Raw genomic sequence first — 14,406 nt, 5'->3', positions numbered from 1 at the left:
CACACGGAGGAGCATGCTCTACCCCGCCCTTGCGCAAATCGCCATCCTCTTCGCCACAGGCTATCTGGTGTTCGCCGCCGTGTGGCGAAAAAAGAACGCGGTGAATCTCGCGCTCATTCTCGGCGTCTTCTTCCTGGGCCTGCTGGAGCTCGGCACGCTGCTGCAGCTCTCAGGCGTCCATGGGAACATCCTCCTGCGCCGAATAGCCAATATCGGCGTGGCCGGGCTCGCGCCGTCGTGGTTCCTTTTCTCCATCATCTTTGCCAGGCAGAACGCCCGCGCCCGGATATCCTCATGGCGCAAGGATGTCTTCTACGTCCTCTGCCTCTTTCCGCTTATCGCCGCCGCGCTTCCGGCGCAGCTTCTCTCCGTGGCCATCCCACAGAATGAGCCCATGCTGATCACGCCGGTCACGCTGGCCTGGAACGGGGCTCTCGTGGCCGCCTTCATCCTTATACTGGTGCAGCTGGAATCCATCCTTGCCAACTCCACCCATGCAGCGCGCTGGCACATCAAGTACGTCCTGGTCGGCTCCGGCGTCATCGCCGCCACCCAGGTACTGCTTATCAGCCAGACCATCCTGGGCAAGGCCATCGATCCCTCGCTGCTGGCCATCCGGCCCGCCACCACGATCATCGCCATCACCCTCTTCGTGTTCACGCACGTGCGGCGCGACGACTCCGTCAGCATCTACATCTCGCCGCGCCTGGCGTACAAATCCCTGGTGCTGTTCAGCGTAGGCCTCTACCTCATGCTGCTTGCGCTGTTTCACGGCAGGCAGGCTTCGCCGCTGGGCTTCATGTCGCCTTCACTGTTCATTGTCGTGGTCTTCCTGGGCGGCATCCTCCTGCTCGTGGTTTTGCTCTCGGAACGCGCCTCCCGCACCATCCGGGGCTTCATCCAGACACACTTCTACACCGATCGCTACGACTACCGGCAGGAGTGGATGAAGTTTACGGCGCGCATCTCCCTGTGCAAGAACAGCGCGGACCTGCACCACGCCATCCTCTTTTCCTACTGCGACACCTTCGGCCTGGTGGGCGCGACACTTCTGCTGCCTTCCCGCGGCAGGGACGCCTTCCAGGATGCATCGCGCATCGAGATGGACCCGCTGGAATGCGCCGTGCCGGCGGACGCCTCCCTGCCCGCTCTGCTGCTGGAGGAGCGAAGCCCCATGGATGCGGACGCTCTGGAAAAACGCGGCGGCGACGAGCTTGCGGAGCTCATTGCCCGGCACCGTCTCAGCGGCGCCCTCCCCTTGCTGAGCGGAGAAAATCTGGCGGGCATCATCCTCCTCGGCCCGGCCATCGCGGCCGGCGATGTGTTCACCAAAGAGGACATCGACCTGATGACGGCGCTGGCCAGCCAGTCCCACACGGCGCTGCAAAACCTCCAGCTCGCGGAAGAGCTCTCCCAGGCAAAGGAGCTTGAGGTGTTCGGCAAGATCTCCGCAAGCCTGACGCACGACCTGAAGAACCATGTCCAAAGCCTGGGCCTGATCCTCGCCAACGCCAAGAACTACATCCACGACCCGGAGTTCCAGGAGGACATGCTCGACTCGCTCTCCACGGTGCACAGCAAGATGATTCGCCTCATCGAGACGCTCCGGCAAGTTCCCCGACGCTCGTATCTGGAGCTGGCGCCGCACTCGCTGAAGGAGCTGGCGCATGAAGTGCGGCGCACCCTGCCAGGCGCGAACATCCGGATTCACGGCCAGGACGTGGCCGCCATGGCGGACCGCGGGGAGCTGGCCAAGGTGCTCACCAACCTGTTCCTGAACGCCGTGGAGGCTTCCAAGGACAACGGCCAGCCTCCCATCGAAGTGGGCGTGACCACCGAAAACGGCAAGGCCGTCATCCGCGTACAGGACCAGGGCTGCGGCATGGACCAGGAGTTCATCGCCCGCCATTTGTTCAAGCCCTTCTCCAGCACCAAGGGCACGGGTCTTGGCATTGGGCTTTATCAATGTCGAGAGATTGTTGCGAACCACGGCGGCCGGCTGGAGGTGGCCAGCACCCCCGGTGCCGGCAGCACCTTCTCTGTCCACCTGCCCCTGGCAAAGCTGCCGGAAGCGGAGCCCAAAAGCGATATTCCGGCGCGCACAACACCATAGTTACAGCCTATGCAGAACAGCGAGCACACCGTTCTCCTTGTCGATGACGACGACGCCATCCGCACCCAGTTGCGGTGGGGTCTGTCCAAGGAAAGCTTCACCCTGAAGCTGGCCAATGACCGCCCTTCCGCCCTGGAAGCGCAGCGTAAGCTGCATCCCAAGGTGGTGGCGCTGGACCTGGGGCTGCCGCCCGATGCCGGCGGCGTGAGCGAGGGGCTCAAGTGTCTGGAGGAGATGCTCCGCGTGGACCCCTTCTGCAAGGTCGTCGTAATTACCGGCAATGACACCCGCGACCACGCCCTGGCCGCCATCGCCAGCGGCGCCTACGACTTTTACCGCAAGCCCGTGGACCTGGAGGAGCTGCGCGTGATCATCGAGCGGGCCCTGCATGTGAGCGGCCTGGAGGAGGAAAACCGGCAGCTCCGCGAGCAGGTGGACGCCGGCGACTCCTACGACATCGTGGGCGACTGCCCGGCCATGCAGGACGTGCTGGAGACCGTGCGCAAGGTAGCCGGATCGGACATCCCGGTGCTCGTGCTCGGGGAGTCCGGTACAGGCAAGGAGCTCGTGGCCAGGGCCCTGCACAAGGCCAGTCCGCGCGGCGAGGGGCCGCTCATGGTCATGAACTGCGGCGCCATTCCCGAGAACTTGCTCGAATCCGAGTTCTTCGGCCACGAGAAAGGCGCCTTTACCGGGGCCCACGCCCGCGTGAAGGGCAAGGCCGAGTACGCCCACCAGGGCACGCTGTTCCTGGACGAGATCGGCGACCTGCCCCTGCACATGCAGGTCAAGCTGCTGCGATTTATCGAGGAGAAGCGCTTTCAGCGCGTGGGCGGCCGGGAAGACATCGACGTGGATATCCGGCTGGTGGCCGCCACCAACGCCAACATCGCCGAGGTGATCGAGCGCGGCGACTTCCGCGAGGACCTCTACTACCGCCTCGGCGTGGTCGTTATCCACCTGCCGCCGCTGCGGGAGCGCGGCCGCGACGTGGAGACCCTGGCGCGCTACTTTGTCTCCAGAATCGCACGCGAAACGCCGCGCCGGCCTCTGGACCTCTCCCCGGCGGCCCTGGAGGCCATTCGCGCGCACTCCTGGCCCGGCAATGTGCGCGAGCTTGAAAACAAGATCAGGCGAGCTGCGATCCTCTGCAACGGACCGCGCATCGAGCCTGGGGACCTCGACCTCAACGGGACGGCCAGCCATTCGGGCTCCATCCCCGGCGACGCCACGCTCAAAGATGCGCGAAACTGGCTGGAGCGGGAGATGGTGGCGCGATCCCTGGACCAGAACGAGGGCAACATCTCCCTGGCGGCCAAGGCACTGGGGATCAGCCGGCCCACGTTCTACGACCTGATGAAAAAGCATGCGCTCAAGAACGCCTGACACCGCCGCCGCAGGCTCTCTCGCGTACGCATCGCTTGCGCAGGTCGTTTCCCGGCGGCTGCCCGAGCTGTGCCTCGTCCTGGCCCTGCTCGTCGCGCTTTACGCCGGCATCATCCCGGAGATGGTGCGGGAATGGAGCCAGAACGAGAACAACTCCCACGGCTTCATCATTCCGCTGATCGCGGCCTACTTCCTGTGGCAACGGCGAGGCCGCCTGCTCGACGCCCCAGTGGCGCCCAACGCCGCCGGGCTGCTCGTTCTCGTCCTCGGCGGGCTGATGCTGAGCCTCGGCTACCTCGCCACCGAGTACTTCACCATGCGCGCCTCCCTTATCGTCATCCTGGCCGGGCTCACCCTGGCTCTGTTCGGTACGCAGACGTTCAGGGTGGTCGCGTTCCCTCTTTTCTTCCTCGTCTTCATGATCCCCATCCCCATGGTGATCTACAACGCCGTGGCGTTCCCGCTGAAGCTGCTGGTCTCCAACGTCTCTGTCTGGGTGCTCAAGGCCGTGGGCGTGGTGGTGTTGCGGGAGGGCAACATCATCATGCTGCCCGACATGGTGCTGGAGGTGGCCGACGCGTGCAGTGGAATCCGCTCCCTGGTATCGCTCCTGGCCCTGGGCGTGGCCTACGCCGCCGTGCTGCCGCTACGCGCCGGACACCGCATCGCTTTGGTGCTATCCGCCATCCCCATCGCCATTGTCGCCAACATCATCCGGGTCATCGTGACCGGACTGCTTGTGGAGTACGTCAGCCCGGATGCGGCGCGGGGGTTCTTCCACGAGTTCGCCGGCATGGCCGTGTTCGCCTTTGCCCTGGCTCTGCTGCTGGCCGCCGGCGCCCTGCTCTGCAAAACGCGCGGTCATTCGATACCGGAGGGGACGCAATGACAGCGTTTTCCAGAAGGCCCTATCTGCTCTCGGTTTTGGTGCTGCTGCCGGTAGTTCTGTTTATCCATCTGCATGAGAACGTGGCGGTGCCCCAGGTTCGATCCTTCGACGAGTTCCCGGCCAGCCTTGGGGATTGGCGCCAGGCCGGCAGCGAGACCTTTTCCGCGGAGACGCTGGATATCCTGCATCCCACCGCCTACCTCTCCCGTTTCTATGTAGGCCCCAACGGCGAACGCGTTCATCTGTACCTCGGTTATCATGGAAAAGGCGGCATCCACTCGCCCCGCAACTGCCTGCTGGGTAGCGGCTGGTTCCAGGAAAGCCGAACTGAAAAAACCGTGAACAACATCGACGGTTCGCCGATCCACCTCGTCGAGACGGTGCTCTCCAAAGGCAACGTGCGCATGCTGATGCTCTACTGGTTCCAGATGCGCGATAAAACCATGCAGAGCGAGTATGCCCTGAAGATCCAGGAAATCATCAACTCGGCGCTCTACAGCCGCCGTGACGAAAGCTTCGTGCGCATCAGCGTGGAATTCCTGGATGACGCGGAAGGCGCACAAAAAGCCGCCTATGGTTTCCTGAAGGCGTTTCAGCCTGTGACCAAGATGTTTGTTCCGAGGTAGAGCTTTCCCTCAATTGATGGAATACAAGTCCACATAGTCGCCATCAACCACGTGTACGGCTTCGCGCGGTACTTCGCAGTCTCGTTGCGAAGACCATTTCATGCTACTCAAGACCAAAGAATCTTCAGACGCAAAACAGAGCAACAATCCATGCTCGCTCGAACCATTCCCACTCAATAGTTGCTTATCTGGTCGAGCTCGTTTCCCAACCAGATAATATCCAGCCTGTATCTTATTCGTATACACAACGCCATTATCATTCAAAATGATATTTACTATTTTGGTATTTATATACTTCCTAGAAACATCACCGCGCCCATTATCATAAAAATAATACATAAATCCCGCATAATGTATGACAAAAACCAACACCAAAAACATGGCAATACTTTTGAATAATTTTTTACCAACATACTTTTTGCTCAGGTAAAACAGAACAACATATAATGAAATAATACTGACAGAAAGCAACCGCATATCGAGAACAAGCGTACTGTCCATGGTTGCCATCAGAATAATCAACAACAAAGGATAGACAAAAACGACAAGAAAATATGGAAGAAGTCCGCTTTCGGCCTGTCTAGAAAGAGTCAGTTCTTTTCTGCGACTGACGAATAGTGCGAGCAGCACCATGATGATTGCGAATAAAACTACGTATTCCTGTCCCGTAAACACACGAAAACGATCTGAGCCGGGTACGAATGAACCATCCAACGTATACACCAACTGCATCAACTTCTCCGCGCCTATGGCTTTGAAGTCGAACGGCCGAGTGCTTGCCGGATTCTTGCCGTGCACGTGCCAGATAAAATACATGGCCAACGGCAGGAACGACAACGCTAAAAATACAACAGCATTCTTAATTCTACGTCCAATGGTTGTTTTTCCTGCCAATAATATCGATGGCGTCACAGACAATGCGACTATCGCTCCGGCATATCGTGTCATAAGGGCAAGTCCCATGAAAGCACCTGACCATATCAAGTTACGATACTTCCCTTTAGAACAATATTTAGACAATCCATATATCGACAGAAATACAGCTGGCAGAAATACCACTTCACTCTGAATCCACGAAAACGCATCGAGAACTGGAGGTGAGATGCAAGCAGCAAATAATGCAATTACTAGATACGTATCTTTGCCATTAGAAAATTGCTTTATTGTAAAATACGAAGTAATAAAAAATATACAGAAAAATAATGAGTTTACGACTGCATACTTTAAATTTCCGAGATTTTCAAAAATGCTCAGAACATATGATGTAAGAGGAGGAAATGTGGTGATTGTCTTTGCGTGTTCGCCTGCAAATGACGCTGTATAACCTTTACCAGCTGAAATATTGTCTGCACCATTCATATAATAAATTGAATCGTAGTGTACACCAGGTCCCCATTGTAGCGAACAAACAAATAAAACAACTGACAGCACAATGCCACCGGCTACCAGTGCAGATATTTTTATTGCTCGTGTACTCATATCTTTCTATCCGGACGCCTGTGCTGGAGCTTTTCCCTACCAGACTGAATAATACAAAAAAAGGGGAGCCGTACGACTCCCCTGCTGAATCTATCCTTTTATCATCTACACACGGCGGCGGCGTCGGATGAGACCCAGGCCGAACAGCCCGCTGCCGAGCAGGAACAGGGTGGCCGGTTCCGGAGTCGCGGCGACGCTCACATTATCCAGGGCCGGTCCGTAGGCGCCACTCTCCAGAGACCTGAAGACAAGTGTGGTCGAATCCCCGGTTGCTGTGAAGAAGAAGTTGAACTCGGTCCACCCCATGTCGCCCAGGGTGTAGCCTGACGTATCGAAGCTGTAGAGCAATTGATTATACGGTGAGTACAACTCAACCGCGAGGTTCTTCAAACTGTCCCCGCCCGCAGGGTTCCCGGCGAGCCAGAAGTTCACTCCATAGGTAAAACCGGCCTCGGTCTGAAGATCCTGCAAAAGCGTGCCGCCGTTGCTGCCATTGATGTCGATGCTCTTGATCGGTTCCTGCGGCGTCCAGTAGCCTTCGATCCAATCGACGGAACCGCTGGTGATCGTCCAGTTGTCCAGATACGAGGTGCCGGCACCCAGCTCCATGAACCCTCTACCATTATCGATATAATCACCCGATTCGAAACCGCCGTTGAGCACGATGTTCTGGCCATATATCGGCGCTGCCATGGCGAGAGCCGGTGACAGGAGCATACAGACGAAAATGGAGAGGGCTATCCGTTTCTGGAACAGATATCTCAACGAGACCGCGACAATGGAACTGCTGAACTTCCTGATCATGTGCCCTCCTGAATTGGGGATTGATATCGATGGATGCCAGGAGTTAGCAAGGACAATGCCAGCTTGTTTTTACAACAATATCAATAAATTATAAGTTTAAAATTCTTAGAATCCGTGATTTTGTAAAGACTGCCGACAGGGTGATCGCCCATTCTTTACATCGCAGCTGCATCTACCGTCCCCATCCACTCGTGATCTGGCGGAGTTCCTGCTATTGGATATCTTATGCAGATCGAACCTTTCCTCTCGGAACTCCGCGACCGGATCAGACACCAGCACGTATCGCACGATGACGCCGTGCTCCGCGAGCTCTCCACCAACACGTTGGGACTGGAGCGCCGGATCCTCGCCCGCATCCGGCCCCAAAGCACGCAGGACGTGGTTCTCGCCGTGGCCGCCGCCGGAAGGCATGGTGTGCCGCTCTACCCCATCAGCCGCGGCTGGAACATTGGCTACGGCTCCAAAACGCCTGTGCTGGACGACTGCGCCGTGCTCGACCTCTCGGGCATGAACGCCATCCGAGAGTACGATCCTGTGCTCGGCGCGGTGGTGGTGGAGCCCGGCGTCTCCCAGCGCCAGCTCCATCAATTCCTGGTGGATCGCAACGCGCCCCACATGATGGACGCCACTGGCGCCGGCCTGGAAGCGAGCATCATAGGCAACGTCCTGGAGGGCGGGTTCGGTCACACCCCGTACGGCAACCACCGCGAGCACTTCAGCGACGCCGAGGTGGTCCTGGGCAACGGCACTGTCCTAAGAACCGGCCGCTTCCCGGATCTGGGCCCAGACCTCAAGGGCATCTTCGTACAGTCCAACTTCGGTGTGGTCACGGCGCTGCGCCTGCCGCTCCTGCCAAGGCCTGCGCACTACGAGTCCTTCATCATCAGGATAGACGCCGACGCCGGGCTGGAAGCGCTCACGGACCGCCTGCGCCAGCTGCGGCAGGAGGGCGTGGTCACAAGCTGCGTGCACATGGCCAACGCCACGCGCTACCTCGTCTCCTCCCGCCCCTGCCCGCCGGAGTTCGCAAACACGATCATCACCAGCCCGGACGCGGTGCGGATCATGAGCACCCGGCTGTTGAAGGTTGGCTTCTGGAACGCGGCCGGCGGTCTGTATGGGCTGAAAGGATCGGTCAGCGCGGCCAAACGGCGCATGCGCGAGGTGTTCAAAGGCATCGGCGAGGTCCGCTTCTTCTCAAACGCCAAGCTCCGCCGCCTGATGCAGGTGACAGGCAAGCTGGACGCCATGGGCTTTTCGACAGGAAGGCAGCTCCAGCAGAGCCTCGAATCATTCAAGCACATCCACGAGCTCATGCAGGGCGTGCCCACGGACGAGCCGTACCGAAACATCCGCTGGCGCGTGGCCGAGCACGGCGACCTGGGGTTGATCTGGTTCTCGCCAGTCCTGGACGCCACCGGCGAAATGGCGCGCGCCGCCGTGGAGCTGGCGCGGCCGCTGTTCCGCACGCACGGGTTCGAGATGCCGTTGACCATGACCCTGGTCACGCCGGACCGGATTGTCGGTATTTTTAACATCGCCTTCGACCTGCACGACGAGACCCAGCGCGGCCAGGCCCACGAACTGTATTACGCACTGAAAACGCGTTTCTCGGAGCAGGGAATCCGCACCTACCGCTCCGCACTCCTGGGAATGACGGACCTGGAGTATGATGAAGCAAAACGGCAGGTCCTCTCGGACATCAAGAGCGCGCTCGACCCGCACGGCGTCATCGCTCCCGGCCGGTACGCCATTGATGGCCGGAGGGGCCGGGGCCGGAACCAGGATTAATCGAAGAAGCACACTCCGGGATATAGGGACTCCAGAAGCGCGCCCTGCTCGTCGCTCAGCTGGCAGCGCAGGCTGTCCGAGTCGCCCAGCAGGCGGCGGACCATGCCCGTGGGCAGGGCGGCGTTCTTCCTGCCTGGAGCGCATCCTTTGACAATCGCATCCGAGGGCGCGTGCATCCGGCAGAAGAAGGTGTGCAGGTCGGTTTCAAACGCGAAGCCCGAGTATTTTTCCTCCAGCCTGGCATCGATGTCGTGCATGTCGATTCGCAAAGCCACTGCCGGCGCATTCACCTGCTCGTAGTGCCGCTCCGGTCCGAAATCATCGAACAGAAAAATTCGTTTGTAAAAGGGGACATGCCTGGGATTTACCATGATGCAGAGGTCGTCCACGCCCACCTGTTTCGAGTACACGAACATGGCCTTGCAGAGATACGTCATAAGGTTGCGCCAGCGCAGATCGCGCGATGTGACAAAGCAGGTGAGCTCCGAGACGCTTCGCCCGCGATTCCGCAACGCATCCAGCTCCTCGCCGTACAGCGAGTCCATGGGCAGCCCGAACTCCGGCGAATCGAACACCTGGGTCAGGCTGGCGATCACCGTGTCATAAGACTTGAAGACGTAAACGCATGTCTCGGGCAAAAGGTTGTATACACTGAAGTGGTACGTACCGTTGCCCTGGATGTAGCCCATTCTCCCATACTCCTGCCGCACCAGACGAAAAGCCTGCAACAGGTCCTCGCCCTTGGTAGCGATTGTGATGCTGGGGCGGTCGATGCCCTCCAGCCTGAGCGTGGTGAGTGTGGAACGACGAAGACGGATGGAACGACGGCGGTCTTCATCGGAAGGGGGAGGCAAAGGCATGTGATCACTCCTCCTGCGCTCGCGCAATACAAAAACGTCGAGTTACACCGTGAGGCTTGGACAACGTGAACGAACCGGGACGCCCTTGCCCGCGGAAGCGAACAGCGAGCCCTGCGCCGAGAGGCGACGGCGTGCGTCAGAGCGTAAGCGCCCGGGTTCGTTGCGGCAATGGCGATCCGAACGCGTCACTCCCGCGAGCCACACCGGCCTGCGTAAATGAAGTTGCCAAAAGCCCAGGAGCAACAGAACGCCGCGAAAAACCAGCAGCACACGAGCATGAATACGGACATGCCACCTCCTGTTTTGTTTCCTCGGGGGCAAGGAGGAACGGCAATGCATCCAGACACCCCATGCAAAAAACGTATTGGTTTCAACCAACAACCATCGGAAAAATGAACATTCCTTACCCATCGGGCAACAAAGGCACTCGGACGCACATGCCGCAACCCCGATGTCCTCTGACATATGTAAGGAAGTTCGACAACATTATTCGGATTTCGTTACACTCTAATGCCATGTTCTATCAACAGGCAGGGCTGATTTTAGAGGACGATTTTCAGGCGCGCATGCACATCATCCTGTAATATTGTGCAATCCTGCATCCACTCCTTTCGCGTGGCATGGTTCGTGCTGAAGGTTGGCAACCTAACCCGACCCGGAGTGAACCTGATGCGCAAGATACTCTCGACGACCCTGCTCCTGCTGCTGATGTGCGCCAACGTCTCCTATGCCGACACCATCGCCTTTTCCGATACCCGCACAGTCTGGGAAGGCTACGAGGGCACTGCCAGTGTTCCCAACCAGGACGTCTACGGCGTTCCCGACTTCACTGACGGCGCCCTGGAGCTCGTCAACCACGAGCTTCGGTCCATCACCCTCAACTACATGACCACCGAGACCTCCACGGCATATCAAAGGCTCTGGAACAACATGCTGCTGGGCGATTGGTTCATCGATACGGCCGACAGCGACAACGATTGGAACTATGTGATTCACAACACCAATCCATACGGCAACACCGCCGGCAACTGGGCACTTTACGAGTTCGCCGACGACGCGCAGATTCCGGTGTACACGACGGATTGGGAGGCCCTTTATACAACCTCGTTCGCCGTCGACGGCCTTCCCCGGGAAGACCACCCCGTGACGCTTCTGGAAACCATGCTCGCCTCGGGCACGCTGCTCGGCGATGTCGGCTTCGACGGCTGGGACCCCTACAACTCTTCCCACAGCGGCAGCTCCACCTGGACTCTGGACGAAGCTCTCAACATCGAGCTCATGGGCGACGTGACCATTGCATTCCAGGCCGCCTGCGCCAACGACGTCATCTTCGAAACGGTGACCGCGCCCACGCCCGAGCCTGCGACCCTGCTGCTCCTCGGGGCCGGGCTCGGGGTCCTCGGGCTGGTCCGGCGCCGGCGCCAGGCGATCTAGCTCCTCTTTTCGTCCCACCCCACCATGTGAGGGATCCGGTGCGATTGTGCATCCGGGTCCCTCCTTCTTTCTGTCTAGCGGCGCTAGACGGATCAGTTTTCTTTGACAAGCAATCACTGGAAAATGGCCTCTTATTCATACTCCATTTCAGGCCTTTCTATATCCATCTTGCCAATATTCCTCCTCTTCCTGGTCTTGGCACGACATGTGTTTTCCAGAGGTCGCAAAAGGGACGACTACGGTCCCTGCCGCACGCGACCAATGAACACGATGCCATGGGGGGCGCCGGTAGTGACTGCACCACACAAGTTCGCATCCGCCGAATCGTTTTTCGAGATCCGCACCATCCTCCTCATTCTGCTCTGCGCAATCGGGCTGACTTTTGCCGTTGCTCTGCCTGGTTGCTCATCCGAGTCGGCCCAGAGCCTGTACGATCAGGGCATGGAGCGCCTGGCCGCCGGAAACCCAAAAGGCGCCATCGTTTACCTCAAGAATGCGCTGGAAAAGAAGCCGTCCCTGGGCGCGGCGCACCTGGGCCTGGGCGACGCCTACATGCAGCTGGGCAAGCTGAACTCGGCCGAGTCGGAGTACAAAGCTGCGGTAGAGCAAAACGCGGCGGGCAAGGAAAAGGTTCTGCTCAACCTGGCGCGGATCGCCCTGATGCAGCAACAGCCGGACAAGGCGGCCGAGCATGCCCAGGCACTCATCGAAGCAAATCCGGACAGCAACGCCACGGCCGCCGCGTACGAAGTTCTCGGCTCCGTTGCCTTGTTCAACAAGGACTTCAACGCCTCGCAAGGCAACTACACCAGATCTCTGGAGCTGAAGCCGGAATCTGAGGCCGCCGCATACGGCCTCGCCGCCGTGGCATTCCAGCAGGGTGACGAAAGCAAGACCAGGACCCTGCTCGGTGAGGTTCTGGCCATGAAACCGAGCCATCGCAAGGCGTTGCAGCTTCAGGCCGCCCTGGCCACCCAGGAGCGGAACTCCGAGACAGCCCTTGCCGCCAACCAGGCGCTCTGCAACCTGAACCCGCCGGACACACGGGGCTGCTTCGTGGCCGGCCTGCTGCTCATGGACAATGGCGAGTTCGACGAGGCCAGACAAATCGCCGACTCCCTGCTGAAGAACAGCTCTGGCAAAGCCGAAGGCCAACGTCTCCAGGGCATTCTGCTGTACAGGAAAAAGGACTATGAGGCCGCCGCCGTTGCGCTGGAGCGCTCCTACAAGCTCGCGCCTACGCCCGAGACCTCGTTTTACCTGGGGCTGACCTACTTCGCGAACCAGAAGCTCGACACTTCAGTGAGCCATTTCCAGCGTGTGCTGGATGCGGCTCCCGCATTCGTCACCGCGCGCATCTACAAGGCCGTGGCTTTCCTGCGGCAGCTCAGGCTCGACGAGGCCCAGGCCGAAGCCGAGCGTGCCGTGCAGGAAGCGCCGGACAACGCCCACGCCCACCTCGTGCTGGGCAGCGCCTACATGGCCAACGGAAAGCTCGACAAGGGCATGGAGGAAATGGAGCACGCCCTGGAAATACAGCCCGGCATGGTGGACGCGCAGATCAAGCGCGGCATCATCCTCGCCAACCAGGGAATGCTCGACGAGGCCGAGCAATCCCTTGAAGAGGCCGTGCGCAACGACAAGGACAACCTGCCCACCCGGCTCATGCTCTTCTCCTTCCTCATCAAGCGCGGCGAGCACCAGCGCGCCTACGACCTCATGAGCGATGCCCTCACAGGCACGGAGGACGACGCCAAGGTCTACAATGCCCAGGCCATCGCCCGGCTTTCCCAGGAGCAGCGAGACGAAGCCATGGAGCTGCTGGCCCGAGCCAAAGAGGCCGCTCCCGGCGATACCTCGGCGTATATGACCCGCGCGCGCATCTTCCTGGCCGAGGGAAACAAGGAGGACGCCAAAAAGGAATATGAAGAGCTCCTGCAGAAAACCCCCGACCACTTGCCGGCCATCCTGCAGTACGCTTCCCTGCTTTCGCTGACCGGCGAGACCGACGCGGCCACCGGAATGCTCGAAAAGGCCAAAAGCTCGGGCGAACCGGCCGTATTCCGGATGCTGGCCGCGGCCCTGTACGAGCAGGGCTCCAAGGATGAGGCCCTGGCAGTGCTCGAAGAGGGATTGTCCCACCGGCCAAGCCACGAGGCCCTGCTCATTCAGGCCGGTCGCTATCGCCTGGCCCAGGGCGATCTGGACGGCGCCCTCACCAATTTCAGCCGTCTCGAAGCCGTGAACTATCTCCAGGGCATCTCCATGAAGGCGGCAGCCTATCTGGCCGCCGGCAACAGGGAAAAAGCCCTGGAGGAAGCGCGCCGTGCGCCCCTGCTCGATCCGGACTCGGCCGACGGCTACGCCGTGCTTGCCTCCACACAGGCGCGGCTGGGACAGGTGGACGAGGCGCTGCAGACCCTGCGCGAAGGATGGGCCAAGGACCCGGGCAAGCTCGGCATGCTCGTCAAGATTGGCGACCTGGAGCTGAGCGCTGGCCGGGCGGAGGAAGCCGCGGCGTCATACCAGAAGGCCATCACCATTGACGACGGGTTTGTGCCCGCGCTGGTCTCCATGGGCATGCTGCATGAGCAGAATCAGGAGTTCGAGCCCGCCATGGAGTTCTACCGCAAGGCGCTGCAAAAGGACCCCGGCAATGTGCCGGCTCTGAACAACCTCGCCTATATCTGCGCATCCGGGCACGGCGACGCCGCCGAGTCGCTGCAACTTGCCCTGCGCGCCTATCAGCAGGACCCCTCGGCGCCGCTCATACTCGACACCCTGGGCATCTCCCTGCTGGCCAACGACAGGACAGGCCAGGCCGTGACCGTGCTGGAAAAGGCTGCGGCGCAGCTCGGCGACAACCCGACCATCCAGTACCACCTGGCCCGGGCCTACCATGACAACGGGGATATCCAGGCGGCCAAGGACCGTATCACCAGGGCTCTGGAGCTCGGCGAGTTTCCGGAACAGGCCAAAGCAGAAGACCTTGCCGCGTCCATCGCGGCCAAGGACCGGGGGTAG

11 protein-coding genes are annotated in these 14,406 nt (G+C 59.8%); 8 read left to right on the top strand and 3 right to left on the bottom strand.

Annotated features, from left to right (window positions below; all coding sequences use genetic code 11):
• Positions 1–13: 13 nt before the first annotated feature.
• Genes prsK through E8L03_RS03095 form a run of 4 tightly spaced genes read left to right on the top strand, consistent with a single transcriptional unit; the run spans position 14 to position 5,014 of the window.
• A complete protein-coding gene (gene prsK, locus E8L03_RS03110; protein ID WP_171266541.1) occupies positions 14–2,113 on the top strand; it encodes an XrtA/PEP-CTERM system histidine kinase PrsK in 2,100 nt (699 codons plus the stop codon).
• 9 nt (positions 2,114–2,122) lie between these two features.
• On the top strand, positions 2,123–3,499 hold the full coding sequence (gene prsR / locus E8L03_RS03105; protein ID WP_144307249.1) for a PEP-CTERM-box response regulator transcription factor: 1,377 nt from the start codon (positions 2,123–2,125) through the stop codon (positions 3,497–3,499).
• Positions 3,480–4,388: an exosortase A gene (gene xrtA, locus E8L03_RS03100; protein WP_171266540.1), complete on the top strand. Its 909-nt coding sequence runs from the start codon at positions 3,480–3,482 to the stop codon at positions 4,386–4,388. Before prsR ends, xrtA begins: the two co-directional genes overlap by 20 nt.
• Positions 4,385–5,014: an exosortase C-terminal domain/associated protein EpsI gene (locus tag E8L03_RS03095; RefSeq protein ID WP_144307247.1), complete on the top strand. Its 630-nt coding sequence runs from the start codon at positions 4,385–4,387 to the stop codon at positions 5,012–5,014. Before xrtA ends, E8L03_RS03095 begins: the two co-directional genes overlap by 4 nt.
• Before the next feature lie 9 nt (positions 5,015–5,023).
• On the opposite strand, the gene E8L03_RS03090 is transcribed toward E8L03_RS03095, so the two are convergent.
• Positions 5,024–6,493, bottom strand: a complete 1,470-nt coding sequence (locus E8L03_RS03090; RefSeq protein ID WP_171266539.1) for an ArnT family glycosyltransferase — start codon at positions 6,491–6,493, stop codon at positions 5,024–5,026.
• A 105-nt stretch (positions 6,494–6,598) separates the two neighbouring features.
• Entirely contained in the window at positions 6,599–7,297 is a 699-nt protein-coding gene (locus E8L03_RS03085) for a choice-of-anchor C family PEP-CTERM protein (RefSeq protein ID WP_171268423.1), read from the bottom strand.
• A 225-nt stretch (positions 7,298–7,522) separates the two neighbouring features.
• On the opposite strand from E8L03_RS03085, the gene E8L03_RS03080 reads away from it, so the two are divergent.
• Positions 7,523–9,088 (top strand): FAD-binding oxidoreductase, encoded by a 1,566-nt coding sequence (locus E8L03_RS03080; protein WP_171266538.1) that lies wholly within the window; start codon positions 7,523–7,525, stop codon positions 9,086–9,088.
• On the opposite strand, the gene E8L03_RS03075 is transcribed toward E8L03_RS03080, so the two are convergent.
• Positions 9,085–9,948, bottom strand: a complete 864-nt coding sequence (locus tag E8L03_RS03075; RefSeq protein ID WP_171266537.1) for an N-acyl amino acid synthase FeeM domain-containing protein — start codon at positions 9,946–9,948, stop codon at positions 9,085–9,087. The genes E8L03_RS03080 and E8L03_RS03075 overlap by 4 nt on opposite strands.
• A 131-nt stretch (positions 9,949–10,079) precedes the next feature.
• Here E8L03_RS03075 and E8L03_RS03070 point away from each other — a divergent pair, with 131 nt between their 5' ends.
• From E8L03_RS03070 to prsT, 3 genes are all read left to right on the top strand, one after another.
• Complete coding sequence (locus E8L03_RS03070; RefSeq protein ID WP_171266536.1) at positions 10,080–10,532, top strand: hypothetical protein; 453 nt, start codon at positions 10,080–10,082, stop codon at positions 10,530–10,532.
• Between the two features lie 85 nt (positions 10,533–10,617).
• Positions 10,618–11,382: a VPLPA-CTERM sorting domain-containing protein gene (locus tag E8L03_RS03065; protein ID WP_216367935.1), complete on the top strand. Its 765-nt coding sequence runs from the start codon at positions 10,618–10,620 to the stop codon at positions 11,380–11,382.
• Between the two features lie 291 nt (positions 11,383–11,673).
• Positions 11,674–14,406, top strand: coding sequence for an XrtA/PEP-CTERM system TPR-repeat protein PrsT (prsT, locus tag E8L03_RS03060; RefSeq protein ID WP_171266535.1), 2,733 nt, complete (start codon positions 11,674–11,676; stop codon positions 14,404–14,406).

The organism is Oceanidesulfovibrio marinus (assembly GCF_013085545.1).
Classification (GTDB): domain Bacteria; phylum Desulfobacterota; class Desulfovibrionia; order Desulfovibrionales; family Desulfovibrionaceae; genus Oceanidesulfovibrio; species Oceanidesulfovibrio marinus.
The sequence above is the reverse complement of the archived record's forward strand: the minus strand, read 5'-3'. Positions and strand labels throughout refer to the sequence as shown.

Coding starts and splice junctions, on each gene's coding strand:
- E8L03_RS03085 (WP_171268423.1), bottom strand. CDS start 7,297: ATGATCAGGAAGTTCAGCAGTTCCATTGTCGCGGTCTCGTTGAGATAT.
- E8L03_RS03095 (WP_144307247.1), top strand. CDS start 4,385: ATGACAGCGTTTTCCAGAAGGCCCTATCTGCTCTCGGTTTTGGTGCTG.
- E8L03_RS03075 (WP_171266537.1), bottom strand. CDS start 9,948: ATGCCTTTGCCTCCCCCTTCCGATGAAGACCGCCGTCGTTCCATCCGT.
- E8L03_RS03080 (WP_171266538.1), top strand. CDS start 7,523: ATGCAGATCGAACCTTTCCTCTCGGAACTCCGCGACCGGATCAGACAC.
- xrtA (WP_171266540.1), top strand. CDS start 3,480: ATGCGCTCAAGAACGCCTGACACCGCCGCCGCAGGCTCTCTCGCGTAC.
- E8L03_RS03090 (WP_171266539.1), bottom strand. CDS start 6,493: ATGAGTACACGAGCAATAAAAATATCTGCACTGGTAGCCGGTGGCATT.
- E8L03_RS03065 (WP_216367935.1), top strand. CDS start 10,618: ATGCGCAAGATACTCTCGACGACCCTGCTCCTGCTGCTGATGTGCGCC.
- prsR (WP_144307249.1), top strand. CDS start 2,123: ATGCAGAACAGCGAGCACACCGTTCTCCTTGTCGATGACGACGACGCC.
- prsK (WP_171266541.1), top strand. CDS start 14: ATGCTCTACCCCGCCCTTGCGCAAATCGCCATCCTCTTCGCCACAGGC.